The sequence below is a fragment of the Massilia sp. 01N410 genome, assembly GCF_056399665.1.
In genome coordinates, this window is sequence record NZ_JBFTRV010000005.1 from 82,256 (window position 1) to 107,637 (window position 25,382).

Annotated in this window: 22 protein-coding genes and 1 tRNA gene; 13 read left to right on the forward strand and 10 right to left on the reverse strand. The window is 67.5% G+C overall.

The window, feature by feature from the left end; translation table 11 throughout:
* The first annotated feature begins 27 nt into the window (after positions 1–27).
* The 7 genes from AC1DOP_RS08530 to AC1DOP_RS08560 all read left to right on the forward strand — a co-directional run bounded on the left by AC1DOP_RS08530 (position 28) and on the right by AC1DOP_RS08560 (position 9,117).
* Positions 28–1,074, forward strand: coding sequence for a glycosyltransferase family 2 protein (locus tag AC1DOP_RS08530; protein WP_477250767.1), 1,047 nt, complete (start codon positions 28–30; stop codon positions 1,072–1,074).
* Positions 1,071–1,448, forward strand: coding sequence for a GtrA family protein (locus AC1DOP_RS08535; RefSeq protein ID WP_441934779.1), 378 nt, complete (start codon positions 1,071–1,073; stop codon positions 1,446–1,448). The genes AC1DOP_RS08530 and AC1DOP_RS08535 overlap by 4 nt, the downstream gene beginning before the upstream one ends.
* Positions 1,445–2,323, forward strand: coding sequence for a GNAT family N-acetyltransferase (locus AC1DOP_RS08540; protein ID WP_477250768.1), 879 nt, complete (start codon positions 1,445–1,447; stop codon positions 2,321–2,323). Before AC1DOP_RS08535 ends, AC1DOP_RS08540 begins: the two co-directional genes overlap by 4 nt.
* On the forward strand, positions 2,313–3,104 hold the full coding sequence (locus AC1DOP_RS08545) for a PIG-L deacetylase family protein (protein WP_441934777.1): 792 nt from the start codon (positions 2,313–2,315) through the stop codon (positions 3,102–3,104). The genes AC1DOP_RS08540 and AC1DOP_RS08545 overlap by 11 nt, the downstream gene beginning before the upstream one ends.
* Positions 3,101–5,182, forward strand: coding sequence for a DUF7024 domain-containing protein (locus AC1DOP_RS08550; protein ID WP_441934776.1), 2,082 nt, complete (start codon positions 3,101–3,103; stop codon positions 5,180–5,182). Before AC1DOP_RS08545 ends, AC1DOP_RS08550 begins: the two co-directional genes overlap by 4 nt.
* Before the next feature lie 2 nt (positions 5,183–5,184).
* Positions 5,185–7,290 carry an ArnT family glycosyltransferase gene (locus AC1DOP_RS08555; RefSeq protein WP_477250769.1) on the forward strand — a complete coding sequence of 702 codons (2,106 nt, stop codon included), beginning with the start codon at positions 5,185–5,187 and terminating at the stop codon, positions 7,288–7,290.
* Positions 7,291–7,422: 132 nt separating this feature from the next.
* Positions 7,423–9,117 carry a histidine kinase famiy protein gene (locus AC1DOP_RS08560; RefSeq protein WP_441934774.1) on the forward strand — a complete coding sequence of 565 codons (1,695 nt, stop codon included), beginning with the start codon at positions 7,423–7,425 and terminating at the stop codon, positions 9,115–9,117.
* Positions 9,118–9,257: 140 nt separating this feature from the next.
* On the opposite strand, the gene AC1DOP_RS08565 is transcribed toward AC1DOP_RS08560, so the two are convergent.
* Entirely contained in the window at positions 9,258–10,736 is a 1,479-nt protein-coding gene (locus AC1DOP_RS08565) for a DEAD/DEAH box helicase (protein WP_477250770.1), read from the reverse strand.
* Positions 10,737–11,050: 314 nt separating this feature from the next.
* On the opposite strand from AC1DOP_RS08565, the gene AC1DOP_RS08570 reads away from it, so the two are divergent.
* Positions 11,051–11,734, forward strand: coding sequence for an EF-hand domain-containing protein (locus AC1DOP_RS08570; RefSeq protein WP_441934772.1), 684 nt, complete (start codon positions 11,051–11,053; stop codon positions 11,732–11,734).
* Positions 11,735–11,736: 2 nt separating this feature from the next.
* Here the strand turns inward: AC1DOP_RS08570 and AC1DOP_RS08575 are convergent, their stop codons facing one another.
* Positions 11,737–12,474 carry an anti-sigma factor family protein gene (locus tag AC1DOP_RS08575; RefSeq protein ID WP_441934771.1) on the reverse strand — a complete coding sequence of 246 codons (738 nt, stop codon included), beginning with the start codon at positions 12,472–12,474 and terminating at the stop codon, positions 11,737–11,739.
* Positions 12,471–12,992, reverse strand: coding sequence for an RNA polymerase sigma factor (locus AC1DOP_RS08580; RefSeq protein ID WP_477250771.1), 522 nt, complete (start codon positions 12,990–12,992; stop codon positions 12,471–12,473). The genes AC1DOP_RS08575 and AC1DOP_RS08580 overlap by 4 nt, the downstream gene beginning before the upstream one ends.
* A 69-nt stretch (positions 12,993–13,061) precedes the next feature.
* On the opposite strand from AC1DOP_RS08580, the gene AC1DOP_RS08585 reads away from it, so the two are divergent.
* Positions 13,062–14,351, forward strand: coding sequence for a S8 family serine peptidase (locus AC1DOP_RS08585; RefSeq protein ID WP_477250772.1), 1,290 nt, complete (start codon positions 13,062–13,064; stop codon positions 14,349–14,351).
* 111 nt (positions 14,352–14,462) lie between these two features.
* Positions 14,463–15,494 (forward strand): hypothetical protein, encoded by a 1,032-nt coding sequence (locus tag AC1DOP_RS08590; RefSeq protein ID WP_477250773.1) that lies wholly within the window; start codon positions 14,463–14,465, stop codon positions 15,492–15,494.
* 29 nt (positions 15,495–15,523) lie between these two features.
* Here AC1DOP_RS08590 and AC1DOP_RS08595 read toward each other — a convergent pair whose 3' ends face one another.
* Both AC1DOP_RS08595 and AC1DOP_RS08600 read right to left on the reverse strand, forming a co-directional pair.
* Positions 15,524–16,141: an LON peptidase substrate-binding domain-containing protein gene (locus tag AC1DOP_RS08595; RefSeq protein ID WP_441934767.1), complete on the reverse strand. Its 618-nt coding sequence runs from the start codon at positions 16,139–16,141 to the stop codon at positions 15,524–15,526.
* A gap of 42 nt (positions 16,142–16,183) precedes the next feature.
* The gene (locus AC1DOP_RS08600) at positions 16,184–16,660 is read right to left on the reverse strand and encodes a cupredoxin domain-containing protein (protein WP_477250774.1); all 477 of its coding nucleotides are present in this window, start codon (positions 16,658–16,660) and stop codon (positions 16,184–16,186) included.
* A 108-nt stretch (positions 16,661–16,768) separates the two neighbouring features.
* On the opposite strand from AC1DOP_RS08600, the gene AC1DOP_RS08605 reads away from it, so the two are divergent.
* Together AC1DOP_RS08605 and AC1DOP_RS08610 are read left to right on the forward strand one after the other, a co-directional pair.
* The gene (locus AC1DOP_RS08605; protein WP_477250775.1) at positions 16,769–19,045 is read left to right on the forward strand and encodes a CHASE domain-containing protein; all 2,277 of its coding nucleotides are present in this window, start codon (positions 16,769–16,771) and stop codon (positions 19,043–19,045) included.
* A 14-nt stretch (positions 19,046–19,059) separates the two neighbouring features.
* Entirely contained in the window at positions 19,060–20,319 is a 1,260-nt protein-coding gene (locus tag AC1DOP_RS08610) for a cytochrome P450 (protein WP_477250776.1), read from the forward strand.
* An 8-nt stretch (positions 20,320–20,327) separates the two neighbouring features.
* Here AC1DOP_RS08610 and AC1DOP_RS08615 read toward each other — a convergent pair whose 3' ends face one another.
* Positions 20,328–20,777, reverse strand: coding sequence for a glycine zipper 2TM domain-containing protein (locus AC1DOP_RS08615; protein ID WP_441934763.1), 450 nt, complete (start codon positions 20,775–20,777; stop codon positions 20,328–20,330).
* A 190-nt stretch (positions 20,778–20,967) separates the two neighbouring features.
* On the opposite strand from AC1DOP_RS08615, the gene AC1DOP_RS08620 reads away from it, so the two are divergent.
* Positions 20,968–21,633, forward strand: a complete 666-nt coding sequence (locus tag AC1DOP_RS08620) for an endonuclease III domain-containing protein (protein WP_477250777.1) — start codon at positions 20,968–20,970, stop codon at positions 21,631–21,633.
* A gap of 61 nt (positions 21,634–21,694) precedes the next feature.
* Here AC1DOP_RS08620 and AC1DOP_RS08625 read toward each other — a convergent pair whose 3' ends face one another.
* From AC1DOP_RS08625 to rpoD, 4 genes are all read right to left on the reverse strand, one after another.
* Positions 21,695–22,153, reverse strand: a complete 459-nt coding sequence (locus AC1DOP_RS08625; RefSeq protein WP_477250778.1) for a nuclear transport factor 2 family protein — start codon at positions 22,151–22,153, stop codon at positions 21,695–21,697.
* A gap of 99 nt (positions 22,154–22,252) precedes the next feature.
* Positions 22,253–22,687 carry a nuclear transport factor 2 family protein gene (locus AC1DOP_RS08630; protein ID WP_477250779.1) on the reverse strand — a complete coding sequence of 145 codons (435 nt, stop codon included), beginning with the start codon at positions 22,685–22,687 and terminating at the stop codon, positions 22,253–22,255.
* 129 nt (positions 22,688–22,816) lie between these two features.
* Positions 22,817–22,895: transfer RNA gene (locus AC1DOP_RS08635), tRNA-Ile, on the reverse strand.
* Between the two features lie 124 nt (positions 22,896–23,019).
* On the reverse strand, positions 23,020–25,227 hold the full coding sequence (gene rpoD, locus AC1DOP_RS08640) for an RNA polymerase sigma factor RpoD (protein WP_477250864.1): 2,208 nt from the start codon (positions 25,225–25,227) through the stop codon (positions 23,020–23,022).
* Between the last annotated feature and the right edge of the window lie 155 nt (positions 25,228–25,382).

A 25,382-nucleotide genomic window follows, 5' to 3' on the forward strand; every position in this document is an offset into this window, starting at 1 on the left:
ACCATGAACGCACCCGCAGACCCCACCATGAATACGCTCGACACCCCGGTTGCCGGCGCCCCGGTTGCCGGCAACCCGGCAGCCCTGGCCGCGCCGGTCGCGGTCGTGATTCCGAGTTATCGCGTCACCCGCCACATCCTCGGCGTCATCGCCGGCATCGGTCCGGAGGTCGCGCGTATCTATGTAGTCGACGACAAATGCCCTGACGGCTCGGGCGCCTTCGTGCGCGCCAACTGCCGCGACCCGCGCGTGACGGTCATCGAGCACGAGCAGAACCAGGGCGTGGGCGGCGCCGTCATGACCGGCTACCGCGCCGCCATCGCCGACGGCGCCGCCGTGATCGTCAAGGTCGACGGCGACGGCCAGATGGACGCCAGCCTGATCCCGCAATTCGTCGCGCCCATCCTGGCCGGCGAGGCCGACTACACCAAGGGCAACCGCTTCTTCAACCTGGAGCGGATCGGCTCGATGCCGCCGATGCGCCTGTTCGGCAATGCGGTGCTGTCCTTCCTCACCAAGCTGTCGTCCGGCTACTGGGACCTGTTCGACCCGACCAACGGCTATACGGCAATTCACGCCGATGCCGCGCGTTACCTGCCCTTCGACAAGATCAGCCGCCGCTACTTCTTCGAGACCGACATGCTGTTCCGGCTGAACACGCTTGGCGCGGTGGTCACGGACGTACCGATGGACGCCGTCTACGGCGACGAGGTCAGCAACCTGAAGATCTCGCGCATCGTCACCGAGTTCGCGGCCAAGCACGTGCGCAATTTCTTCAAGCGCCTGTTCTATAACTATTACCTGCGCAATATGTCGCTGGCCTCGATCGAGCTGCCGCTGGGCGTCGCCAGCCTGCTGTTCGGCTCTGTCTTCGGCATCGTCCACTGGATCGGCGCCGAGCGCCACAACCTGGCCACGCCGGCCGGCACCGTGATGCTGGCCGCCCTGCCGGTCATCATGGGCGTGCAGCTGATCCTGGCTTTCCTGGCCTACGACATCGCCTCGGTGCCGCGCAATCCGCTGCACAAGAAGATCCTGTTTCGCAAGCCGCAGGCCGCAGGCCCAAGCTCATGAGCCATTCGCGCCAGTTCGCTACCTTCGTCGCCGGCGGCCTGTTGTGCGCCCTGGTGGATATCGGCATCATGCAATTGCTGCTGCGTGCCGGCGCGCATTTCACCGGCGCCACCACCGCCGGCTTCCTGGCCGGCCTGCTGGTCAACTACGCCTTCCACAGCCGCGTGACCTTCGAGGCCGCGGCCAGCGCCTCGAGCTTCGCGCGCTACCTGTGCGTGGTCGGCCTGAACTACCTGCTGACCATGGGCTGCGTGTCGCTGGCGGTGTCGCTGGCCGGCATGCCGCTGCTGGGCAAGATCGTGTCGCTGCCGCTGGTCTCGATCAACGGTTACCTGCTGAGCAAGTTCTGGATTTTCAGGAAGAGCACGCCATGAGCACGAACGAACTGCGTTTTGCCCCGGTCCGGACGGACGCCGACGCCATGGCGCGCTACGGCGAGCTGTTCAGCGCCTGTTTCCCGATGACCGACAAGTTTACGCCGCGCTACCTGGCGTGGCTGTACGCCGAGAATCCGGACGGCCGCGCGGTCGGCTACGACGCCTGGGACGGCGACCGCCTGGCCGCCCACTACGTCTGCATTCCGGCCCGCGCCTGGGTCGAGGGCAGCGAGGTGCCGGTGCTGCTGTCGCTGAACACCGCCACCCATCCGGACTACCAGGGCAAGGGCCTGTTCACGACACTGGCGGCGAAGACCTTCGAGGCTGGCGCCGCCCAGGGCTTCGACGGCGTGTACGGCGTGGCGAATGCCAACAGCACCCCCGGCTTCGTGCGCAAGCTGGGCTTCCAGCTGGTGCGCCCGCTGGAGGCGCGCATCGGCATCGGCGGCCTGCGCCATGGTATGAAAGCCCCCTCGTCCGCGCTGTCCTTCGAGCGCAGCTGGAGCCCGGCCGCCCTGCGCTGGCGCTGCGCCAACCCGCACAACCCGGTGTTCATGCGCATTGGCGGCGCCAAGCTGCGCTTCCACGCGGCGGCCAGCGGCAACAAGCTGCCGGCCTATGCCGAACTGGCTGCGGACGGCATCGCGCTGTCCGATCTGGAACAGGCACGGCCGGCGCCGCCGCTGTCGCCGCTGCGCCTGTTCATCGGCCTGGCGCCGGACGCTTCCAGCAGCTACTGGAACTATGCCAGCATCCCGATGTCGCTGCGCCCGTCGCCGCTGAACCTGATCTACCGCTCGTTCGCGCCGCGCGTGTCCGGACTGGATCCGGCCCGAATCGCCTTCTCCTTCCTCGACTTCGATGCCTACTGAGCGCGCGCGGCCGACCGCCCTGTTCCTGTTCGCCCACCAGGACGACGAATTTGGCGTGTTCCAGCGCATCGCCGACTGCCGCGCCCAGGGCCTGCGGGTCGCCTGCGCCTACTTCACCGACGGCGCCACGCCGAAGGCCACGGCGGCCCAGCGCAACCTGGAATCGCTGGCGGTGCTGGCGCGCCTGGGCGTCGAGGGCGAGGACGTGGTTTTTGCCGGCCAGCAGCTCGGGATCGGCGATGGCCAGCTGCCGCAGCACCTGGAGCGCGCCGCGCGCTGGCTCGGCGGCTGGCTCGACGGCTTCGACGACATCGACTCCCTGCACGTCACCGCCTGGGAAGGCGGACACCACGACCACGACGCCCTGCATGCGCTGGCGGTGACGCTGGCGGCGCGCCGCGGCCTGCTGGCGCGCACCTGGCAGTATTCGCTGTACCAGGCCGCGGGCCTGCCCGGGCCGCTGTTCCGCGTGCTGGCGCCGCTGCCGCAGAACGGTCCGGTCCGAAGCACGTCAATTCCCTGGCGGGCGCGCCGAACCTACCTGGGCCATTGCCTGTCCTACCCCTCGCAGCGCGGCACCTGGATCGGCCTGTTTCCCTTCGTGCTGCTGCACTACCTGCTGCGCGGCACCCAGTCCCTGCAGCCGGTCGACCCGGCGCGCCTGGACCAGCGCCCGCACCCGGGCCCCTTGTACTACGAAAAACGCAGGTTCTTTAGCTGGGACCGCATGACCGGCGCACTCGACGCCTGGCGTAACAACCATCCTGAAGAGACAAAATGAAGAGAGAGAACATCGTTGTGACGAGCTCGCCCGGCGTGCGCCGGCATGTCTTCCCGCTGGCTTTCGGCCTGGCGCTGGCGTTCATCGGCTGCTGGCTGGTGCTGCGCACCCAGGGCATCAATCCGACGGTGTTTGCCGACGAGTGGTACTACAGCAAGATGGCGCGCCTGCAGCCGCTGGCGGAGGCCATCGTCCCCTCCTACCTCTACCTGTGGCTGTTCGGCGCCACCAATGCCTGCGGTACCGAGTTCCTGCAATGTGCGCGCGCCGGCAATGCGCTGGCCTTCGTTGCCGCCGCGCCCTTCGTCTACCTGATCGCGCGCACGGTCACCACGCGCAACATCGCCGCCGCGATCGCGCTCCTGGCCACCCTGGCCCCGCTGAACCTGCACACCAGCTACTTCATGCCGGAGTCGCTCTACTACTTCGGCTTCTGCGTGCTGAGCTGGGTCGCGCTGACCCGCGGCCACTGGCACTGGGCGCTGCATGCGCTGGCCTGCGGCGTCCTGCTCGGCCTGATGAGCCAGGTGAAAGTCCACGCCGTCTTCCTGCTGCCGGCCCTGCTGCCCTTCCTGGCCTACGCCCGCTGGATGAAGGGTAAGGCCTGGCTGGGCAGCGCCGTGCTGTCGATGGCGGTCGCCGCCGCCGCCATGTTCGCGGTCAAGTTCGGCCTCGGCTACCTGCTCGCCGGGGAAGCCGGCCTCAGCCTGTTCGGTCCCTTCTACGGCGGCGGCGCCAACGCCGTCGGCGCCCGCGACAAGCTGCAATTGTTGAAGCCGGCCTTCGTCATCGGCCGCGCCCACCTGATGCTGCTGGTGCTGGCCTTCGGACTGCCGCTGGCGCTGCTGGTGCAGAGCGTGCTGCGTCCCAGCAAGCGCGCCGAGGCCGGCCAGGCCGACCTGGTCGGCATCTACACGCTGCTGATGCTGGGCGCGGGCGCCGGCATGACCATCTTCTATACCGCCACCCTGGCCGCCCCCGGCAGCACCGAAGGCCTGCGCGTGCACGCGCGCTACTACAGCTTCGTGTTCCCGCTGCTGTGGGTGGTCGCCGCGGCCGCGCTGGAACGCCGCAGGGAAGCGCCGGCGGCGCTGCGCTGGACGCTCGCGCTGCTACTGTCCGCCGTGCTGGCGGTCGCCATCGTCAAGCTGCCGTCCTACACCATCCATGCGGTCGACGGCGCGGAAACCTACGCCCTGCGCCTGACGCTTCCCGGCGGCCAGATCGTGCTCGCGCTGCAAGTGCTTGCGCTGCTGCTGTGGGCGGCCGGCCGGGACTCGGCGCTGCGCCTGTTCCTGTTCGTCCTCACGCCCTTGTACATCGCCAGCGGCATCGCCAGCAATGACAGGCAGCTGGCTGCGTTCAGGGACGATCGCGACGCCGACATGGCCGGCAAGGCCGCCGCCCGCCTGGTGCCGCCGGCGGAGCGCGGCCTGGTCACGGTTGCCGGCGCGGACGTGGGCCAGATCATGCGCGCCCAGTTCTATGTCGACAGCAAGGATTCGGCGATGCTGGAACTGATGCCCAATGCCCCGATCGAGCCCTACCAGGTGCCGGTACACAACAAATGGCTGCTGGTCTTCGGCAACCACGCCTTGCCGCCGGGCCTGGCACCGGTCGCCCAGAATGATTCTTACAAGCTGATACGCATAAACAACGAGCGCCGCATCATCGGCAGCGCGCACCTGAATCAGCCGCCCAATCCGGGCAGCCTGCTGGCCGGGGTCGAAGGTTTGTCCAGCATCGAAGAATTCGGACGCTGGTCCGATGCCAAGCAGGTCGTGCTGCACTTCAATGCGCCCCTGCCGAAACATACCGTCATCGTGTTCAAGGCCTGGGCCTACGGCGACAACACCGAGCGTCCATTCACCATGCGTATCGGCGACAGCAGCGTGCCATTCCGCCTGAGCGGTTCGCCGCAGGAAATCGGCCTGCACTTCGACACCGACGGCACCCAGCGCAGCCTGACGATCGAGGTGCCGCATCCGGTATCGCCGCAGGAATACGGCGATCCGCGCGATCCGCGCAAGCTCGGCATCGCGCTGGCGGACATCGAGATCTCGACGCCGGCGAACTGATCATGGACAGATTTCCGACCACGCCGCCGGCCGCCACGACCCCGCTCCGCCGCCGCCTGCTCCCGGCCGCCGGCCTGCTGGCCTTGTGCGGCGCCGTCTTCGTCTGGCTGCTGCTGCGCAACCAGGGCCTGAATCCGGCGATCTTTTCCGATGAGTGGTACTACAGCAAGATGTCGCGCCTGCAGCCGCTCGGCGACGCCATCGTGCCTTCGTATCTCTACCTCTGGCTGTTCCGCGCCACCAATGCCTGCGGCGACGGCTTCCTCGATTGCGTGCGCATCGGCAACGAGCTGTTCTTCGTCGCCTCGGCGCCCTTCATCTACGCAGTGACGCGCCGGGTGGCGTCCAGGCCGCTGGCGCTGCTGGTCGCCATGGTGGCGCTGCTGACGCCCCTCAACATCTACACCTCCTTCTTCATGCCGGAGGCAACGTATTACTTCGGCTTCGCCGTGCTGAGCTGGGTGGTCCTCGCCTGGCGCGACCGCGATACGCTCGGGAACGCGGCGCTGCAGGGCCTGGCGGCGGGCACCGTGCTCGGCCTGATGAGCCTGGTAAAAGTCCATGCCCTGTTCCTGCTGCCCGCGCTCTGCCTCTACCTGGCCGCCGCCGGCTGGCTGGCGGGCCGGGCGCACTGGCTGGCCAGGGGCGCGCTGGCCGCGCTGCTGGCGGCGGCCGTGACGCTGGCGATCAAGTTCGGCCTCGGCTACCTGTTCGCCGGCAACGAAGCCCTGAGCGTGTTCGGCAGCTTCTATACCGGCACCGCCAACGCGCACGCGCGCCGGCCGCTGCTCGAGCTGCTGCGGCCGGCATGGACCAGCGGGTCCGGCCACCTGATGGCGCTCACGGTGCTGCTGGCGCTGCCGCTGGCCCTGCTCATCCAGGCCGTGGCCAGCCGCAAGACTCGCCAGCAAGCCAGCCCTACGCTCCTGCAGCTCCAGCTGTACGCCCTGCTGATGCTGGGCGCGGCGGGCGGCATGACGGTGATGTTCACGGCATCGATCGCGGACGTCGCCCCGACCGAAGTGCTGCGCCTGCATCTGCGCTACTACAGCTTCGTGTTCCCGCTGCTGCTGGCCGTTGCCGCCGCCGCGACCGGCGCACCTCGCGCGGATGCGCCGCCCGCGCGCGCCTGGCCGGTGGCCCTGCTGCTGGCCGCCGTGCTCGCCTGCGCCGTCTGGAAGCTGCCGGGCTATGCCACCAATGCCGTCGACGGCCCGGAGATCCACGCCGTCGGCATCGACCGCCTGCCCGGCCGCATCGCGGTCGGCATCGAGCTGCTGGTGCTCCTGCTGTGGGCGCGCGGCAGCCGCCTGGCCGTGCCGCTGTTCCTGTTCGTCGCCGTGCCCTGGATGACGGTGCAGGGCATGCTCGGTACCGCCGCCTATCTGCACAACATCGATCCGAATTCGCAGCCGGATGCGGCCGGCAAGTTCGCCCATCGTTACGTGCCGGCGGCGGAGCGCAACCAGATCACGGTGGTCGGCAACGACGTCCTGCAGGTAATGCGCGCCCAGTTCCATGTCGACGCCCCGGACACCGGCATGATCGACCTGCCGCCGGATACACCGCTGCAGCCTTACCATATGCCTCTGCGCAACAAATGGCTGCTGGTGATCGGCCACCATCCGCTGCCGCCCGGCGTGCAGCCGGAGGTCGCCACGGCCGGCTACACGCTGGCGCGGATGGACACGCGCCGCCGGGTGATCGGCGTCACCCGTTTCAAGGAGCCGCTTCCCTCCGGCCCGGTGGATGCCGCCGAGGGCCTGTCTCACCTCGAGTCCTGGGGGCGCTGGTCGGAAGCCAAGCGCATCGTGCTGCATTTCTCCCGCCCCTTGCCCGAACACGTCAATGTCGTGATCAAGGCCCAGGCATTCGGCCCGAATACCGGCCTGCCGTTCACGATGCGCATCGGCGGCGAAGAGCAGAGCTTCCGCGTCCAGGACCTGCCCCAGGACGTGACCCTGCGCTTCAGCACCGACGGCAGGCAGCGCAGCCTGGAAATCGAGGTCCCGAAGCCGACCGCGCCGCACGACGTCAGTCCCTCGATCGACACCCGCCCGCTGGGCCTGGGCCTGACCGACATCGAGATTTCCACGCCCGACGCGTAGCCGGCAAGGCGCCGCGTGGGTGCGTCGGCTAACAGTACATGCCGCCCGGCTTCTCTAGAATTGCCATGGTCAATGTATTAACGGCCGGGCGCCTTGTCTCCACAACGCCATGGCGCCCACAAGGACTCTGCGATGACGACCGGAAGCAGCAAGGAAGAAGGGCTGGAGAAACCACTCGACCGGCAGGGCGGCCAGAGCGCCGGCGTGCCGGCCGAGGGCGAAGTCGAAGGCAATGCCTACAGCCCGCTCGGCACCGCCGGCGTCAAGCACTGGCAGGCGACCTACATCACCGAGGACGGCCTCCAGGACCGCGGCAACATCTTCTTTGCCGCCGTCGAGATGACGCGCATGCCGATGGTCGTCACCGATCCGCGCCAGCCCGACAATCCGATCGTGTTCGCCAACGGCGCCTTCTTCGACCTCACCGGCTACACGGATGAGGAGGTGATCGGCCGCAACTGCCGCTTCCTGCAGGGCCCGCAAAGCGATCGCCGCACCGTGGAAGAGGTGCGCAATGCGCTCAAGGAAGAGCGCGCGGTCGCGGTCGACATCCTGAACTACAAGAAGGACGGCAAGCCATTCTGGAACGCCCTGTTCATCGGTCCGATCTTCGACCAGGACGGCAAGCTGCTGTATTTCTTCGCCTCCCAGATGGACATCACCGAGCGCCGCACCACGCAGGAAGCCTATCTGCAGGCGCAGAAGATGGAAGCGATCGGCCAGCTGACGGCCGGCATGGCCCACGACTTCAACAACCTGCTGCAGGTCATCAACGGCAATCTCGAAGTTGCCTTGATCAGCCTCGACCGCCCGGAGGTGGCGCGCGCGCAGCTCGGACGCGCCCAGCGCGCCGCCATGCGCGCCGGCAAGCTGACCCAGCAGCTGCTGACCTTCGCGCGCAAGCAGCGCCTCGAACCGAAGCCGGTCAACATCAACAACCTGGTGGTGGATTTCTCCGAGATGCTGGTACGCACCCTGGGCGGCAAGATCGAGCTGCGCCTCGACCTGCGTCCCGGGCTGCCGGTCTGCATGCTGGACCCGACCCACCTCGAAATGGCCCTGCTCAACGTCCTGATCAATGCGCGCGACGCCATGCCGGACGGCGGCGAGGTGACGGTCGCCACCGCGATCGTGCGCGGCGAGGACCGCCTGAAAGTGCATGGCCTGCCCCACGGCACCTATATTTCCCTGTGCGTGATCGACCACGGCCCCGGCATGGCGCCCGAGGTGTTGCGCCGCGCGACCGAACCCTTCTTCACCACCAAGGGCCCCGGCACCGGGCTCGGCCTGGCGATGGTGCACGGCTTCGTCCAGCAGTCGCACGGCCGCCTCGAGATCGACAGCCACCCCGGCGAAGGCACCAAGGTCACGATGATCTTCCCGGCCGCCGACAGTGCCGCCAGCCGCGCCGACGCCGCGGCGGGAGCGAACGATGCCGCTGCCGACCAGGCCGAAGCCGCCCGGAGCAAGCCCTGCGTGCTGGTGGTCGAGGACAACGACGACGTGCGCGAGCTGGCCGAACAGGTCTTGGGAATGGAAGGCTATGCGGTGCAGTCGGCGGGCAGCGGCGAACAGGCGATGCACCTGCTGCGCGAAGGCGCCCGGGTGGACCTGCTGTTCACGGACGTGATCATGCCGGGCGGGATGAACGGGCTGGAACTGGTCGAACAGGCCCGCGCCCTGCGTCCGGGACTGCCGGTGCTGGTCACGACCGGCTACATGGACGAACTGCCGCAGGGCGGGCGCGGCGGCGGGCTGGACATCCTGGCGAAGCCTTACCGGCAGGATGATTTACTGGAGCGGGTCAGGCAGGCGTTGGAACGCTAGCGCGTAAACGTCGTCCCCGCGAAGGCGGGGACCCAAGTTCTGCGTGCGTCATCGAAACGCATACAAACTTGGATCCCCGCCTTCGCGGGGATGACGTGCGAATGTAGCGGGCCCTACCGACCTGACCGCCCTTCGAATGTTTACTGCTTCGGCAACCCACCCAACAAAGCCGCCAGCTTCTGCTTCGGCTTGGCCGAAGCCACCTGCACCGCTTCGGCCGGGTCCTTGCGCGGGACGGCAGCGGGCTCGTAGGGCTTGAGGAACCACGGATCGATCTTCTCGCGGCGCGGGGCGCCCGGGCCGCGCGGGCCGCGTTCGCTGCGTTCGCTCCGCTCGGCGCGCTCGCCACGGTCGCTGCGCTCGAAGCTGCGGCCATCGGCCTCGCGGCGGCCGCCGCCGCGGCGTTCGCTGAAGCGCTCGCCGCTGCTCGAACGGCCCGGCGCGAAGCCGGTCAGTTCGGCGCGCGTGATGGTCTGCTTGATCAGCTTCTCGATGTCGACCAGCAGGCGCTCGTCCTTGTCCGAGTAGACCGACAGCGCATCGCCGGTGGCGCCGGCGCGGCCGGTGCGGCCGATGCGGTGCACGTAGTCCTCGGCGTTGTACGGCAGGTCGTAGTTGATCACGCACGGCAGGTCGGTGATGTCGAGGCCGCGCGCGGCGACGTCGGTCGCGACCAGCACGTCGATCTCGCCCTTCTTGAAGGCGTCGAGTGCGGCGATGCGTTCCTGCTGGGTCTTGTCGCCGTGGATGGCCGAGGCCTTGATGCCTGCCTGCTCCAGGTAGCGCGCCAGGCGCGAGGCGCCGATCTTGGTGTTCGAGAACACCAGCACCTGCTTCAGGTCGCGCGAGCGGATCAGGTGCTCGACGACGTCGCGCTTCTGCTCTTCCGCCACCTTGTACAGCACCTGGGTGATCGCGGTATTCGTGGCATTGCTGCGCGCGACCTCGATGGTCAGCGGATCGGTCAGGAAGCTGGCGGCCAGCTTCTTGATCTCGGGCGAGAAGGTGGCCGAGAACATCAGGTTCTGGCGCTTCTTCGGCAGCAGGTTGATGATGCGCTGCAGGTCGGGCAGGAAGCCCATGTCGAGCATGCGGTCGGCTTCGTCCATCACCAGCATCTGCACCTGGGCCAGGCTGATGTTCTTCTGTTCGACGTGGTCGAGCAGGCGGCCCGGGGTCGCGATCACGATCTCGACGCCGCGGCGCAAAATCTCGGTCTGCGGCTTCATGTCCATGCCGCCGAAGACGACGGTGGAACGCAGCGGGGTGTGCTGGGCGTAGGCCTTGACGTTCTCGGCGACCTGGATCGCCAGTTCGCGGGTCGGGGTCAGGACCAGCGCACGCACGGCGTGACGGGCCGGCGACATGCTGGTATTCGCATGCGGCAGCAGGTTCTGGATGATGGGCAGCGAGAAGCTCGCGGTCTTGCCGGTGCCGGTCTGGGCCGCGCCCATGACGTCGCGGCCCTGCAGGACGACAGGAATGGCCTGGGCCTGGATCGGGGTCGGGTGGACATAGCCCTGGTCCGACAGCGCGCGCTGGATCTCAGGCGCCAGACCGAAATCGGCGAAGCGCACGGTCGGCGCGCCGCCAGCATCATTGGTGGTCGTTTCAGACATTTCTTCTTTCGGGCGTTAACAATTGCGCTCTACGCCGGGCTGCGACCTGGCATGGCCAACGCGGGAAACTCCGGGGTGACGGGACGCGCCTGGTGCGGCGGTGGCGGCTTGGACGGACGTAGAGATACTAAACCGCGCTCAATTTACCTCAAATCCACACCTCTGTATATGAAATCCTGTACTTTTGGGCCCCGATTTGCGCGCATTTACGCGATTTTCTCTTTACATTCCTTTACCTGGCTTTACCTTTTCCGCCCTCCCCCACTGGGGCTTGCGTTCGATAATTGATGCAGTGCATTAATAAAGGAAGCAATATGGTCGCAAGCATCAGCAGCAACAGCAACAGCGTGTCGAACTGGGCCGACGCCATCTTTTCCAGGCTCGATACCAGGAACCAGGGCTATATCGACAAGACCGACCTGCAGGACGCCCTGTCGAAGGTCGGCGGCAAGGACAAGGCCGGCGGCCAATCGGTGAACGTGGACGACACCTTCAGCGCCCTCGACGGCGACAACGACGGCAAGATCACCAAGAGCGAACTCACCGACGCGATGACCAAGCTATCGGACCAGCTCAACGCGCAGTTCGACGCCTCGCGCGCCGGCCGCGGCGGCGGCGGACAACCACCGGCGGGTCCGCCGCCCGGCGCCCAGGGTGGTGGCGGCACAAGCGGTACGAGCGCCACCGACAGCAGCAGCAGCAGCGACTACATCGCCGCCGCCGACACCGACGGCAACGGTAGCGTCAGCGAGGCCGAAAAAGCCGCCTACGACAAGAAGCTGGCAACTGCCCAGTCCGACGGCGGCGGCAGCGGCGCCTCGGACGGCACCCGGCACGCCCGGCACCAGAAGGATCCGGTGCGCGAACTGGCGCACGCCATGCACCTGCTGAAGGCCTATGCGGAGAACAGCGGCGGCAGCAATGGCTCGACGGCTTCGACCGGCAGCACCGATGGCGCGAGCGATACGGGCAACGTCAGCGTCAGCGTCGAAGCCTGATATCAGCGGCGCTGCCAGCCGTGTTCGCGCGCCGCGCGCTCGGCGGCGGCATCGAGCGAAGCGCCGGCGATCCGCTGGTCGATCGCATCGAGCACCGCGGCCGGCATGTCGCTGCCGGCCTGGCGGTAGCCGGCCTGTTCCGGCGCCTGGCCCTGCGCCAGCACCGGAATCCGCCAGCTTCCGGCCTCCCGGCAGGCCAGGCCCGCGGTCGCCCCCAGTTTGAAGCTGCGGCAGTATGCCCCTTCTTTCGTCTGGAAGCTGAGGCCAAGGCGCAGCTGTCCCGCCGGCGCGTCCGACGCCAGCCGCTGCGACAGGGCATCGGCCAGCTCGCCGCGCGCCACGAGTTCGCCGCCCTGCTGGGCGATGGGCGAGGCCTCGCCGCTGCGCAGCTGTTGCCAGCCCAGCGCGCCGGCCAGTACCCCGGCCGCAAGCGAGGCCGCGATCGCGCCCCACTGGGGCCAGGCCCAGCGCGCCGGTAGCGGACGCGCGTTCGCCTGCGCCAGCACGTCCACGCGCACAGGGCTGCGTGGCGCGAGCGCACCCGCTTGCAGGCGCTCGGGCACCGGCTCGTCGAGCACGCCGGCAAACGCGGCAAAGACATCGGCGCGCAAGACCCGATGCCGCTCGACCGCCGCCGCCACCCGGGGATCGTCGCGCATGGCCTGCTCGACGCGCGCGCGCTGCTCCGGCGCCAGTTCGCCGTCGGCATAGGCCATCAGGGTTTCATTATCAACATTCATGTCGGTTTCCTTGCCCGGTCGGACAACAGTTCCTGCAGGGCTTCCCGGGCGCGGGCCAGCCGGCTGGTCAGGGTGCCGATCGGTATATCCAGAACTTCCGCCGCTTCCTTGTACGGCAAACCGTCGACCAGCACCAGGCCGATGACCATCCGGTGATCGTCGGACAGCAGGCTCACCGCCTTCTCGACTGCCATCCGCTGCTGGTGCGCGGCCGCGTAATCGTCGCCCACGTGCTCGCCCTCCTCTTCCGGAGCAAACAGCTCGCTGCGGCGCGCACGCGAACGGACTTCGTCGATCCAGGCGTTCTTCACGATGCGGAACAGCCAGCTGTCCAGGCGCGTGCCCGGCTCCCATTGCTCGGCGCGGGTCAGCGCGCGCTCGACGGCGATCTGCACGAGGTCGTCCGCGTCTTCACGGTGGAAGGTAATGGAACGCGCGAACCGGCGAAGGCGCGGCAACAGCGCGGCGATGTCGTTTTCCAGGTCGGCGCTCATGGTCATCATGATAGAACGGTTCAAGCAGGGATTTTCTTCCCTGCCCCGTTCGTTTTATTTTTCAGGACAACTCATGCATATTATCATCGGCCCATGAAGCGCATTTATTTCCTGATCGCACTCAGCATCGTTTGCAATGCCGCCTCGGCACAGCTGCGCCTGCCGTCGCTGGGACTGCCGCCCGGCCTTGGCCAGCTCGACACGCTCCACGCGCCGGTGCAGCGGCTCGCCGACCGCATCGACCTTCCCGACCTGCGCGCGCTGCGCCTCGACACGGTCGGCAAACTGCTGCGCGAGCATCCCGACGTGCTGGAAGCCGATCCGCATGGCGAGCCGGCCGTCCGGGCCCAGATCCTGGCATGGTCGCCTTCCGCAGCCGGTCTCGAGGCGGCGCGCCAGGCGGGCTTGCGGGTGCTGGCCGAGGAGCGTTTCGAGGAACTCGGGCAAAGCCTCGTCGTGCTGGGTGTGCCCGCGGGGAGCGCCACCGAGGCACTGCTGGAACGCCTGCGCGCGCTCGACCCCGAAGGACACTATGACTTCAACCACGTCTATACAGGCAGCGGCGCGGCGCCCGCCGCGGAGCTTCCGCGCGCGTCCGTGCCATCCTCCACGGACGGCAGCCCGGCAAACGAGGCTAGGCTCGGGCTGATCGACAGCGGCATCGATACCGGCCACCGCGCCTTGCGCGATGCCAGGATCCGCGCCTGGGGCTGCGATGGCGTGGCGCATCCCGATGCGCATGGCACGGCGGTGGCCGCGCTGATGGTCGGGCGCGACGAGCGCTTCCGCGGCGCCCTGCCCGGCGCCCAGCTGTTCGCCGCGGACATCTACTGCGCCAGCCCCACCGGCGGCTCTGCGGGACAAATCGCGGCGGCGCTCGGGTGGCTGGCGCGCGAACAGGTCGGCGTGATCAATATGAGTCTGGTCGGTCCGCCCAACCAGGCCCTCGAGCGCATGGTGGCGGCGATGGTCGCGCGCGGACACCTGCTGGTCGCCGCGGTCGGCAACGACGGACCGGCTGCGCCGCCGCTCTACCCGGCCAGCTATCCCGGCGTGGTCGGGGTGACGGGAGTCGACCGCCGTGGCCGGCCGTTGCCGGAAGCGGCGCGCGGTCCGCAAGTGCTGTTCGCGGCGCCCGGCAACAACATGGCCAGCGCCAGCCCCGGCGAACCGCCTTACCGCCCGGTGCGCGGCACCTCGTTTGCGGCCCCCATCGTCGCCGGGCTGCTGGCGCCGGCACTGCCCCGGCCGGACCGCCGGCAGGCGCGCGATGCCGTCACCGCGCTCGCGCACCGGGCCGGCGACGGCAGGACCGTCAGCAATGCATTCGGCTACGGCATCGTCGGCGCCGACTTGCGTACCGATCCGGCGCAGCTGCGCTAGCGGCAAAAAAATTTTTGGATTTTTTTTGGGAACGATGGAATAAACGGCTGAGCAGGATCGTTTTCCTGATAACGGCGGCGGACAGTCCCCGCCAACTCAAGGAGAACAGACATGAACACCAAAACGATCGCCCGCCACATCGCCCTCATCGCTTCCATCGGCTTTGCCGCCTCGGCGCACGCCCAACTGCTCGGCGGCGGCCACCTCGGCGGCTCCATCGGCGGCATGCTGGGCGGCGGCGGACAATTCCGCTCCATGGGCGTGCCGGTCACGCGCGTCGACAGCCTGGCGGAAGCGCGCCGCACCGTCCGCGTGCCGGATACCGACAGCGTGCGCAACGGCGCCGCGCTTGTCGGCAATGCATCGGGCAATGCAGCCGGCAACGCCGGCGCCGGCGCGCTCGGCAAGAGCGTCGCCGGCGAAGCGTCCGGCGCCCTGAGCGGCGCCGTTTCCACAGCCGCCGGCCAGAGCGCCACTGCGGCGGCACCGGCCGCAGGCAGCGCCCTGCCCGCCAGGGCGATCGCCGGCGAAGCTTCCGGGACGCTGTCCGGCAGCGCCGCCGCGGCACTGCGCCAGACCGCTTCGGCCGCCGCGGGCGCGGGCAATCCGGCGACGGCGCCGCAGGCCGGCGTGCCGGCGGCTCCCAAGCTTCCCGCCATGCCTGCCATCTCCGCCGCACAGGACGCACAGCAGGGCGGCGCTGGCCTCGGCAGCCTGTCGTCCGCTGCCGGCAAGGCGCAGGCCGGCCAGCTCGCCGCCATTGGACACGGCGGCCAGGACGGTAACGGCGACGTGGCGCTCGGCGGCCGGGGCACGGGCGCCGCGAAGAACGCCGCCACCCAAGGCGCGAAAAATCAGCTGGCCACCACCCGTGGCTACGGCGCCGCCAGCACCGCGAACACGAAACATACCCTTCATTCCGCTCACCAGGGCACGGCAAGCGGCAGCAAGCAGGCGCCGGCCCCGGCAAGCAGCACCGGCGGCACGCACGGCGGCGGCGGCGGCCTGGCCGGCAGCGGCAGCGCAAATGGAAACGGCAGCGGCAGCGTGGCCGGCAATGGCGGCGCGGGCAAGGCTGGCGCCGTGAGCGCCAGCCTGTCGATCGGGGGCAGCGCTTCGGCGAACGCCGGCGCCGGGCAATAAACAGGCGGGCCCGGCCCGTCCGGGCCGGTTCAGGACGTGATCAGACCGTGCTCGTCGAGCACGTCGTGCAGCAGCTCGAGCCGGATCATCGGGTTGTCCAGCATTAGCATGTTCTGCTTCTGCTGGTTCGGCAGCGGCAGCAGTTCGCACCAGCGGTTGGCGACCCAGCCGCAGTCGTCCAGGCGGAACGGCGGCTGCACCGGCCAGCGGCTTTGCGGCACGTCGTGCAGCGAGGCCAGCACGCGGTCGAGGGCGTCGGCCGCGCCCTTCAGGTCGGACGGGATGCGCACCGCGTGGTCGTCTTCCAGCAGCTCGGCCTCGGCCATCCACAGGCCATTGCTGCGGCGCTCGGTGGAGAGCAGCCGGAAGCGCGAACCGCCGCGGCATACCACCTGCAGCAGGCCCGGGGTCGAGGCCGTGGTGTCCTGCACCGACGCCAACGTCCCCAACGCCACGAAGCGTTCCATTCCTTCCGGCGTGCGCACTTCCTGTCCCTGGGTCAGCAGCACGACGCCGAAGGGCGCATCCTCCGTCAGGCAATGGCTGATCATGTCGAGGTAGCGGACCTCGAAGATCTGCAGCGGCAGCACGCCATCCGGAAACAGGACCGTGCTGAGCGGGAACAGCGGTAAGGAGATCGTGGCCATGCGCGCATCATGACAGATTCGCTTCGCGGGACGGAGCACGATTCAATCGTCCGGACCCCGCAAGGGAAGATCGCGGACGGCGTCGAGCAGCGCCGCCAGGCGCCAGCGCAGACGGGCCCAGCCGGGGTCCGGCTGGGGCAGCACCTTCACCGTCACCTTCGAGGCAGGCGCGACGTCGCAGGCGAAGGGATAGTCGCCGGCCTGCTCGAAAGGCAGGCGCACCTCGTGGCCCGGCAGCACCAGCACCTGGCCGAACACGTGCGGCGCCAGGTCGCGGTTACGCAGCAGCAGGACGTCGCTCACGCCCAGCGTCAGCCGCAGCTCCGCAGGCACCAGCAGGGGGCCGGCCTGGCCGCGCAGGACCGCGGCCCCATGCGGGAATTCAAGCAGGCGTTCGCGCGTCGGATAATGCAGCGGCGCCAGCGCGGCCCACAGCAGCGCGGCGAACAGGGCCGCGGCCAGGGCCCACTGCAGGCGGCGCGGCAGGCTGGCATGGGAGAGGAAGGGCAAGGCGGGCATGGGCGTCGTGGAATGGTGCCGACATTGTAGCCGGAGCAATATCGGCACGCCATCGGCGCCGACTGTTGTGCGCCTTGCCACAGCATGGACGGGTATTCTCTTGCCACCATGACGCTTTTCGATCAGTCAACCAATGCCGCCTCGTCACGCAGCCCGGCTTCCGTCCCGCTGCTCCTGGCCGCGCTGGTGTTCCTGGCGTCGCTGATCGTCACCTACGTGGTGGCCAACAAGGTCGAACATAGCGCCGAAAACGAGCTCGAGGCCACCTTCAACTACCGCGCCCGCGACCTCACCGCCAGCGTGGTGCGCCGCCTGGCGGTCTACGAACAGGTGCTGCAGGGCACGCGCGGCTTCCTGCGTGGCTCGGTTGACGTCAGCCAGCACGATTTCGCCGACTACTACGCCATCCTCAGGCTCAACGAGCGCTTTCCCGGCATCGAGGCGCTGGGCATCGCCGCCATCATTCCGCCGGCCCGGCTCGAGGCCCATGTCGCCGCCATGCGCGCCGCGGGCTTCACCGAGTACGAAGTCAAGCCGCCGGGGCCGCGTCCGCTGTACACCTCGGTCACCCACATCCAGCCCTTCGAAGGCCGCAACCTGCGCGCCTTCGGCTACGACATGTTCAGCGAGCCGGTGCGGCGCGCGGCGATGGAGGCGGCGCGCGACAGCGGCGCGGCGGTCGCCACGGGCCGCGTCACGCTGGTGCAGGAGGGCGCGAACAGCGCGCAGCCCGGCTTCCTGATGTACGTGCCGGTCTACCGTCGCGGCGAACCGCGCGCGACCCTGGAGGAACGGCGCGCCGCCATCGCCGGCTGGGTCTATGCGCCCTTCCGCATGAACGACCTGATGCGCGATCTGGGCGGCGAGCATGCGAGCGACCTCGACGTCGAGATCTACGACGGCCGCCAAGCCGTCGACGCCGCCCTGCTCTACCGCTCGCCGGGCGCCCGTCCCGCGCATGCGCGCGCGAGGTTCACCCACACCGACGTGGTCGATACCGCCGGCCGCACCTGGACCCTGGCGATCCGCTCCGCGCCGCGGCTCGAGGCCACCCTCGACAAGCGCCCGACGGCGGCGATCGCGGCGACCGGCATTGGCCTCGGCCTGCTGCTCAGCCTCGTGGTGTGGCTGCTGGCGACCGAGCGCCGCCGCGCCCTGCAGCTGGCCGGCGGGATGACGCTCGAACTGCGCGAATCGCGCGACCGCATCGATGCCGACCGCCGGCGCGTCCGCCTGATCCTGCAGAACGCCTACGACGCCTTCCTGGCGGTGGGCCCGGACGGCCGCGTCACCGACTGGAATGCCCAGGCCAGCAAGCTGTTCGGCTGGAGCGAAGAAGAAGCGCTCGGCCGCGAAGCCGTCGAACTGATCACGGCGCAGGAACAGCGCGAGCGCTGGCGCACCCATTTTGCCGCCTTCACCGCGCGCGGCGAATGCGCGCTGCTGGCCCAGCCCACCGAGATCACGCTGGCGGACCGCCACGACCGCAGCTTCCCGGTCGAGATCGCGGTCACCGCCCTGCCCTCGGGCGGCGGCTTCGGCGCGGTCGCCTTCGTGCGCGACATCCGGCCGCGCAAGGAGCAGGAGGAGCGCGAGCGCGAGCGCCAGCAGCGCCTGGTCGATGCGCGCGCGGCGCTGCATCGCTCGCAGAAGCTGGAGGCGGTCGGCAAGCTCACCGGCGGCGTGGCCCACGACTTCAACAACATCCTGCACATCATCAGCGCCAACGTGCAGCTCATGATGCGCAACGAGGAGAACAGCCGCAAGCGCCTGCTCGGCATCATGGACGCGGTGGAACGCGGCAAGAAGCTGACCACGCAGCTGCTGGCCTTCGCGCGCCGCCAGCCGCTGCACCCGAGCGTGGTCGCCCCGGCGCAGCTGATCGAGCGCATGGACAGCCTGCTGCACCGCGCGGCCGGCGACGCCATCGAGATCCGCTTCGACATCTCGCCGGAACTGTGGAACACCCTGGTCGACCCCAACCAGCTCGAGAACGTGCTGCTGAACCTGGTGATCAATGCGCGCGACGCCATGAACAACCAGGGCCGCATCACGATCGCCCTCGACAACATCGGCGTCGAGGAAGGCAGCGCGCTGGCCGTCAACAACATCCGGCCGGGCGAGTACGTGAGGATCGCCGTCAGCGACACCGGCAGCGGCATGCCGCCGGAAGTGATGGAACGCGCCTTCGAACCCTTCTTCAGCACCAAGCCCGAGGGCAAGGGCACCGGCCTGGGACTGTCGATGGCGCACGGCTTCGTCAAGCAGAGCGGCGGCCATATCCGCCTCGCCAGCGTGCCGGACCAGGGCACCACGGTTACCATCTTCCTGCCGCGCGCGCTGCAGGACAAGCCGGACCCGCTGTACATCCCGACCCCGCACTGAAAGGAATGATTCCGATGCGCCCCAACAGCCCGATTCCTGCGGACGGCGGCTTCGACCACACGCTGGCGCTGCTGTCCGAAGGCTACCGCTTCCTGACGGGACGCTTCGAGCGCTTCGGCGCCGACATCTTCACCACCCGCCTCATGCTGCGCAAGGCGCTGTGCGTGCGCGGCGAGGATGCCGCGCGCATGTTCTACCAGCCGGGACGCTTCACGCGCCGGCACGTGTTGCCGCCGACCACGATGGCGCTGCTGCAGGATGTCGGCAGCGTGATGGCGCTGGACGGCGAGGCCCACCGCAAGCGCAAGGCGATGTTCATGTCCTTGCTGGGACCGCTGGAGCGCCAGCGCCTGGTGGGACTGACGGTGGCGCAGTGGCGCGCCCGGTTCGCGCACTGGGCCAGCCTGCCTTCGGTGGTGGTGCACCAGGAAGCGGAACTGGTGCTGTGCCGCGCGGTATGCCAGTGGGCCGGCATCCCGGTCAGCGCCGACGAGGCGCGCGAACGCACCGCGGAATTGTCGGCGATGATCGACGGCGCCGCATCAAGCGGGCCGCGCACCTGGAAGGCGCTGATGCTGCGCCACCGCACCGAGCGCTGGGCACGCGCCCTCATCGACGCCGTGCGCGCCGGACAAGCGCAGCCGCCCTTCGACAGCGCGCTGAATGTCATCGCGCGCCACCGCGACGCCGACGGCCGCCCGATCGACCGCAAGCACGCGGCGGTGGAGCTGATCAACTTCCTGCGCCCGACCGTGGCGGTGGCGCGCTACATCGCGTTCGCGGTGCTGGCCATGCACGAGCATCCGGCATGCCGCGAGCGCATCGCCGCCGGCGACGATGCCTGGCTGACGATGTTTGCGCAGGAAGTGCGGCGCTACTACCCCTTCCTGCCGGCGATCGGCGGACGGGCGCTGCACGATTTCGACTGGCACGGGCTGCACATCGCGAAAGGCACCTGGGTCCTGCTCGACCTGTATGGCACCGACATGCATCCGGCAATCTGGGGCGACCCCGGCGTGTTCCGGCCCGAGCGCTTCGAGCGCCACGAGAGCAGCGGTTTCGACCTGGTGCCGCAAGGGGGAGGAGATCACTATGCGGGCCACCGCTGCCCCGGCGAGGCGGCCACGGTCGACCTGCTGAAATCGGCGGCGAAGCTGTTCGCCACCGAGATTGTTTACGAAGTACCGCCCCAGGACCTGACGATCGATCTGGGGCGGATTCCGACCCTGCCGGCCAGCGGCATGGTCATCGGGAAGGTAAGGCCGCGAGCCTAGACGCGGACTCAGTCGCGGATCAGGCGGCCCTGCTGCACGCGCACGCGCTCGCCGTTGCCGAAGCGCGGACGGCCCTGCTCGGTGAAGGTGCGGTAGCCGCCGGCGGCCATCTTGACGCGGACGTCGGTGTAGGTGACCTTGTTCATGTTGCGCTCGACGCGGTTGCCGGCATAGGCACCGCCGACGGCGCCGGCGATGGTGGCCAGGGTGCGGCCATTGCCGCTGCCGACCTGGTTGCCCAGCAGGCCGCCGACCACGGCGCCGCCGCCGGCACCGAGGCCGCTGCCACGCTCGGCCGCGCGTTCATAGGTATGGGTCGAGACCACGGTGCCGCAGTTATGGCATTGCGCGGACGCGTGATGGTTCGGTGCGGCCTGGGCGGCCAGCGGTGCGGCGCCGGCGGCGGCGAAAGCGGCGATCATGGCGAGGCGGGAGCCGTATGCAGAGATGTTTTTCATGATGTTCCCCTTTTTGTATGTTGTGTTAAGCATGGGCACAGGTTAACGGTGGCGGCCTGTTCCGGAAAGAGTAAAACCGTATCAAATGCAAGCGGTTGTAACGGGACCATTGTTCAAACGATGAGCCGTGCGCCCGATTTGGGCGCCTCCTGCGTATCCTTGGGCCATCCACCGAGCGGAGGCCGGGTATATGGAAAAGCGACCGTTCGACGTCGGCATCGCATTCGAACGCATCGAAGAAGCGGTACGGCCCTGGCCGAAGGCGGCGCTGTTCCAGCTGGCCGAGGAAGGCCATACCTCGGTCTTCGAGCAGCTGCTGGCCTGCATGATCTCGATCCGCACCTACGACGAAGTGACCTTGCCGGTATCGCGCAAGCTGTTCGCGCAGGCCCGCACGCCTGCGGAGGTTTGCCGCTTGTCCTGGGAAGAACTGGACGCCTTGATCAGTCTCAGCACCTTTCACGAGCGCAAGGCGCAACAGATCCTGGCCATCGCGCGCGAAGTGGAAGAACAATTCGGCGGCATCCTGCCCGGCGACCGCGAGGTGCTGCTGTCCTTCGCCGGCGTCGGCCCCAAGTGCGCGAACCTGGTGCTGGGCGTGGCCTGCGGCACGCCCGTGATCAGCGTCGACATCCACGTGCACCGGGTGACCGGGCGCTGGGGCTATGTTTCGGCCTCGACGCCTGAAAAGACCTTATTGGCGCTTGAAAAGAAGCTCCCTCAGCAATACTGGATCGACATCAACCGGCTGCTGGTGCCGTTCGGGAAGCACATCTGCACTGGGAACCGTCCGCGTTGTTCGACTTGCCCCGTGCTGGACATGTGCCGGCAGGTGGGGGTGACGGAGCATCGGTAAGCGCCATCACGACGAAGCGGCCACGCCCGGAGGCGCGGCCGCATGGCTTGAACATGCAGTGTCAATGGATGGCCGGACGCGTAGCGCCCTTGCCGGCAGCGGCGCCGGTACCGGCACCCCGCGGTTGATAGGCCTGGGCGGCCTTGTTGCTATCGAAGTACTCCTTGAAGCTCGCGATCTTGCCGCCCGCGATGCTGAACACGTGGCACCAGTCATCGCTGTATTCAGCGCCCGTCGCCTTGACGGTATAGGTGCCGTGGCCCAACACGATCACGTGGTCGCCCTGCCCGATGAAGCGGTCCGCCTTGAATTCGCGCGGCTCCTGGCACTCGGCCAGGATGCGGAAGAAGTCGGACACCTGGGCCAGGCCGTGGCGCTTGCCGGTGAACGGGATGCCTTCCACTTCCGGAAGCTCCCATTCGATGTCCTGCGCAAGCAGGCTCAGCAGGGTCTGGATGTCGCCCTTGTCATAGGCGGCGTACGCCTGTTTGAGCAGGCTGATGTTTGCTTGCTCGCTCATGATCCCCTCCATGGTTGTCGGATGATCGGACTTTCAGTATCGGTTTTTTGGAGGGAAATGCAATGGTGCGCGAGTAATTGGGGGAACGGGAAACCGTGTTCAGCCTGCCGCATCCAGGGCCGTGGATACCGGAAATGCCTGATGAGCCTGTACGACCTTGAGGGTGTCCATCGATTGGCGGAAAGCGGCGATGCGCCCGTCCCTGATCGTGAAGATGTGCACCCAGTCGCTGTCGAAGGGTGTGCCGCTGGCCTTGACGATCCACTCGTGATGGCCCAGCACGACCACGCGGTCGCCATCGCCGAAAAATTCTTGTGGTTCGAAGGAGCGTAACTGCTGCGCCTGGGACACTGCACCGAAGAACTGGCTTACCTCCTCGCGTCCATGACGTGGGCCGGAAAATGCGAGGCCGCTCATCTCTGGGATATTCCAGTCGATGTCGTCTGTCATGTACGACAGCAGCAGGTCCTTTTGGCCCTTCAGGTACGCGTCGTAGAACTGCTTTACCAGTTCGATGTTTTGTTGAGCGCTCATGAGCGTGCCTCCTCCGCTGGAATAGGTACAGCATAGGATGGGCTTGGGCCGGTTCAAGTTCGCGCGGCTACGCGGTGGGTGCGGATACAACAAAGCCCGGTCGAACTGACCGGGCCAGGTTGAATGTGATGGTAGGCCTCCCCGGAGTCGAACCGGGCACCAACGGATTATGAGTCCGCTGCTCTAACCAGGCATGAGCTAGAGGCCCGAAACTGGTACGTCGTAGGGACGTTGAAAACTCGCCACTATCGCATGCACATCAACTAAGGAGCATGCAAAGTGGCGAGAGGATATTGTTTTAACGAGAACCCGTCAAGGCTCAACGAACAAGATCAGCTGCTGCCCTCGAGGAAGCTCTTCAACTTGTCCGAGCGCGACGGGTGGCGCAGCTTGCGCAGGGCCTTGGCTTCGATCTGGCGGATGCGCTCGCGGGTGACGTCGAATTGCTTGCCGACTTCTTCCAGCGTGTGGTCGGTCGACATCTCGATGCCGAAGCGCATGCGCAGGACTTTCGCCTCGCGCGGGGTCAGCGAATCCAGCACGTCCTTCACCACGCCGCGCATCGAGGCATGCAGGGCCGCGTCGGACGGCGCCAGCGTGTTGTTGTCCTCGATGAAGTCGCCCAGGTGCGAATCGTCGTCGTCGCCGATCGGGGTTTCCATCGAAATCGGCTCTTTCGCGATCTTCATGATCTTCCGGATCTTGTCTTCCGGCATTTCCATTTTGATCGCGAGGGTTGCCGGATCGGGCTCGGCGCCGGTCTCCTGCAGGATCTGGCGCGAGATCCGGTTCATCTTGTTGATCGTTTCGATCATGTGCACCGGAATACGGATCGTGCGCGCCTGGTCCGCGATCGAACGGGTGATGGCCTGGCGGATCCACCACGTCGCATAGGTCGAGAACTTGTAGCCGCGGCGGTATTCGAACTTGTCGACCGCCTTCATCAGGCCGATATTGCCTTCCTGGATCAGGTCGAGGAATTGCAGGCCGCGGTTGGTGTACTTTTTCGCGATCGAGATCACCAGGCGCAGGTTGGCCTCGGTCATCTCGCGCTTGGCCTTGCGCGCCTTCATTTCACCGGCCGCCATCTGGCGGTTGATGTTGCGCAGGTCCGGCAGCGGCAGCACGACGCGCGCCTGCAGGTCGATCAGGCGCTGCTGCAGCTCCTTGATCGTCGGGATATTGCGGCCGAGGATGGCGCTGTAGGCGTGGCCGGCGTTCACTTCGCCGTCGACCCAGTCGAGGTTCGTCTCGTTACCCGGGAAGACCTTGATGAAGTGGGCGCGCGGCATGCCGCAGCGGTTCACGGCCACGTCCAGGATCTGCTTCTCTATGTGGCGCACTTCGTCGACCTGGCCGCGCAGGGTGTCGCACAGCTTCTCGACCACCTTCGCGGTAAAGCGGATGCCCAGCAGCTCGGCCGAGATCGCATCCTGGGCCTTGACGTAGTCCTTCGAGTTGTAGCCCTGCTTCTCGTAGGCCTTGCGCATCTTGTCGAACTGCTGTTCGATCGTGTGGAACTTGTCGAGGGCGGAGACCTTCAGCTGCTCGAGCTGCTCGGCGGAATAGCCGGCCGCGCCGGAACTGGCGCTGGCTTCTTCTTCCTCTTCCTCTTCTTCCTCTTCCTCTTCTTCCTCGTCGTCTTCATCGGTGTCGGACGCGGTCGGCGCGACCGCGGTCGGCGAGGTTTCCTCGGATTCGTCCGCGTCGACCATGCCGTCGACGATCTCGTCGATCTTGATCTCGTCGTTCTCGATGCGGCGCGAGGCGTCGATGATCTCGGCGATCGTCACCGGGCAGGCGGAGATCGCCTGGATCATGTCGCGCAGGCCGTCTTCGATGCGTTTCGCGATCTCGATCTCGCCTTCGCGGGTCAGCAGCTCGACCGAACCCATTTCGCGCATGTACATGCGGACCGGGTCGGTGGTGCGGCCGAAATCGGAGTCGACGGTCGACAGCGCGGCTTCGGCGGCGGCTTCGGCTTCGTCGTCGCTGGTGACGGTGGCGACATTGTCGGACAGCAGCAGGGTCTCGGCGTCAGGGGCGTGCTCGTAGACGGCAATGCCCATGTCGTTGAAGGTGCCGATGATGCCTTCGATCGCTTCCGGATCGACGATATTGTCCGGCAGGTGATCGTTGATCTCGGAATAGGTCAGGAAGCCGCGCTCCTTGCCCGACTTGATCAGGGCCTTGAGCTTCTGGCGGCGGATTTCGAGCTCTTCTTCGCTCGCTTCGGTATCCGACGAGAACGCGTCTTTCAGCAGCGCTTTTTCCTTGGCTTTGCGGTCCTTGGCCTTGGCCTTGTCCGCAGCCTTCAGTTCGGCGCGCTCGACCGCGTTCAGCGCGGCGACTTCGTCGTTCTCGGGCGTGAATTCCTTGGGCTTGCGACCACGCCGTCCGGGTACCTTGACGGCCGGCAGCACGTAGCCCGACGTATCGATCGCGGCGAGTGCTTCCGCGTCGGTCGTCTGGCTCACAGGCGCAACACCCGCAACGCGGGCTTCCGCCTTGTCTTGAGAATTGTCCGCCTTGGCGGACATCCTGATGGATTTGGTAGCCACTTTGGGTTCGGGTTTCTTGGTTGGCACAGGCGCTTTCGAAGTCACAACGACCTACTTTACTAAGTTAAAGATAAAGTTTTGTTACCCGCTTTTACTGCCCACTAACTGAAACTCCACGCCGCGTTTGAGACGAA

Excerpts from the sequence above, each read along its gene's own strand:
- AC1DOP_RS08630 (WP_477250779.1), bottom strand. The coding sequence starts at position 22,687 with ATGAGCGCTCAACAAAACATCGAACTGGTAAAGCAGTTCTACGACGCG.
- AC1DOP_RS08590 (WP_477250773.1), top strand. The coding sequence starts at position 14,463 with ATGAACACCAAAACGATCGCCCGCCACATCGCCCTCATCGCTTCCATC.
- AC1DOP_RS08625 (WP_477250778.1), bottom strand. The coding sequence starts at position 22,153 with ATGAGCGAGCAAGCAAACATCAGCCTGCTCAAACAGGCGTACGCCGCC.
- rpoD (WP_477250864.1), bottom strand. The coding sequence starts at position 25,227 with ATGTCCGCCAAGGCGGACAATTCTCAAGACAAGGCGGAAGCCCGCGTT.
- AC1DOP_RS08600 (WP_477250774.1), bottom strand. The coding sequence starts at position 16,660 with ATGCCCGCCTTGCCCTTCCTCTCCCATGCCAGCCTGCCGCGCCGCCTG.
- AC1DOP_RS08615 (WP_441934763.1), bottom strand. The coding sequence starts at position 20,777 with ATGAAAAACATCTCTGCATACGGCTCCCGCCTCGCCATGATCGCCGCT.
- AC1DOP_RS08535 (WP_441934779.1), top strand. The coding sequence starts at position 1,071 with ATGAGCCATTCGCGCCAGTTCGCTACCTTCGTCGCCGGCGGCCTGTTG.
- AC1DOP_RS08560 (WP_441934774.1), top strand. The coding sequence starts at position 7,423 with ATGACGACCGGAAGCAGCAAGGAAGAAGGGCTGGAGAAACCACTCGAC.
- AC1DOP_RS08575 (WP_441934771.1), bottom strand. The coding sequence starts at position 12,474 with ATGAATGTTGATAATGAAACCCTGATGGCCTATGCCGACGGCGAACTG.
- AC1DOP_RS08605 (WP_477250775.1), top strand. The coding sequence starts at position 16,769 with ATGACGCTTTTCGATCAGTCAACCAATGCCGCCTCGTCACGCAGCCCG.
- AC1DOP_RS08555 (WP_477250769.1), top strand. The coding sequence starts at position 5,185 with ATGGACAGATTTCCGACCACGCCGCCGGCCGCCACGACCCCGCTCCGC.
- AC1DOP_RS08530 (WP_477250767.1), top strand. The coding sequence starts at position 28 with ATGAATACGCTCGACACCCCGGTTGCCGGCGCCCCGGTTGCCGGCAAC.
- AC1DOP_RS08565 (WP_477250770.1), bottom strand. The coding sequence starts at position 10,736 with ATGTCTGAAACGACCACCAATGATGCTGGCGGCGCGCCGACCGTGCGC.
- AC1DOP_RS08570 (WP_441934772.1), top strand. The coding sequence starts at position 11,051 with ATGGTCGCAAGCATCAGCAGCAACAGCAACAGCGTGTCGAACTGGGCC.
- AC1DOP_RS08545 (WP_441934777.1), top strand. The coding sequence starts at position 2,313 with ATGCCTACTGAGCGCGCGCGGCCGACCGCCCTGTTCCTGTTCGCCCAC.
- AC1DOP_RS08620 (WP_477250777.1), top strand. The coding sequence starts at position 20,968 with ATGGAAAAGCGACCGTTCGACGTCGGCATCGCATTCGAACGCATCGAA.
- AC1DOP_RS08550 (WP_441934776.1), top strand. The coding sequence starts at position 3,101 with ATGAAGAGAGAGAACATCGTTGTGACGAGCTCGCCCGGCGTGCGCCGG.
- AC1DOP_RS08585 (WP_477250772.1), top strand. The coding sequence starts at position 13,062 with ATGAAGCGCATTTATTTCCTGATCGCACTCAGCATCGTTTGCAATGCC.
- AC1DOP_RS08540 (WP_477250768.1), top strand. The coding sequence starts at position 1,445 with ATGAGCACGAACGAACTGCGTTTTGCCCCGGTCCGGACGGACGCCGAC.
- AC1DOP_RS08595 (WP_441934767.1), bottom strand. The coding sequence starts at position 16,141 with ATGGCCACGATCTCCTTACCGCTGTTCCCGCTCAGCACGGTCCTGTTT.
- AC1DOP_RS08610 (WP_477250776.1), top strand. The coding sequence starts at position 19,060 with ATGCGCCCCAACAGCCCGATTCCTGCGGACGGCGGCTTCGACCACACG.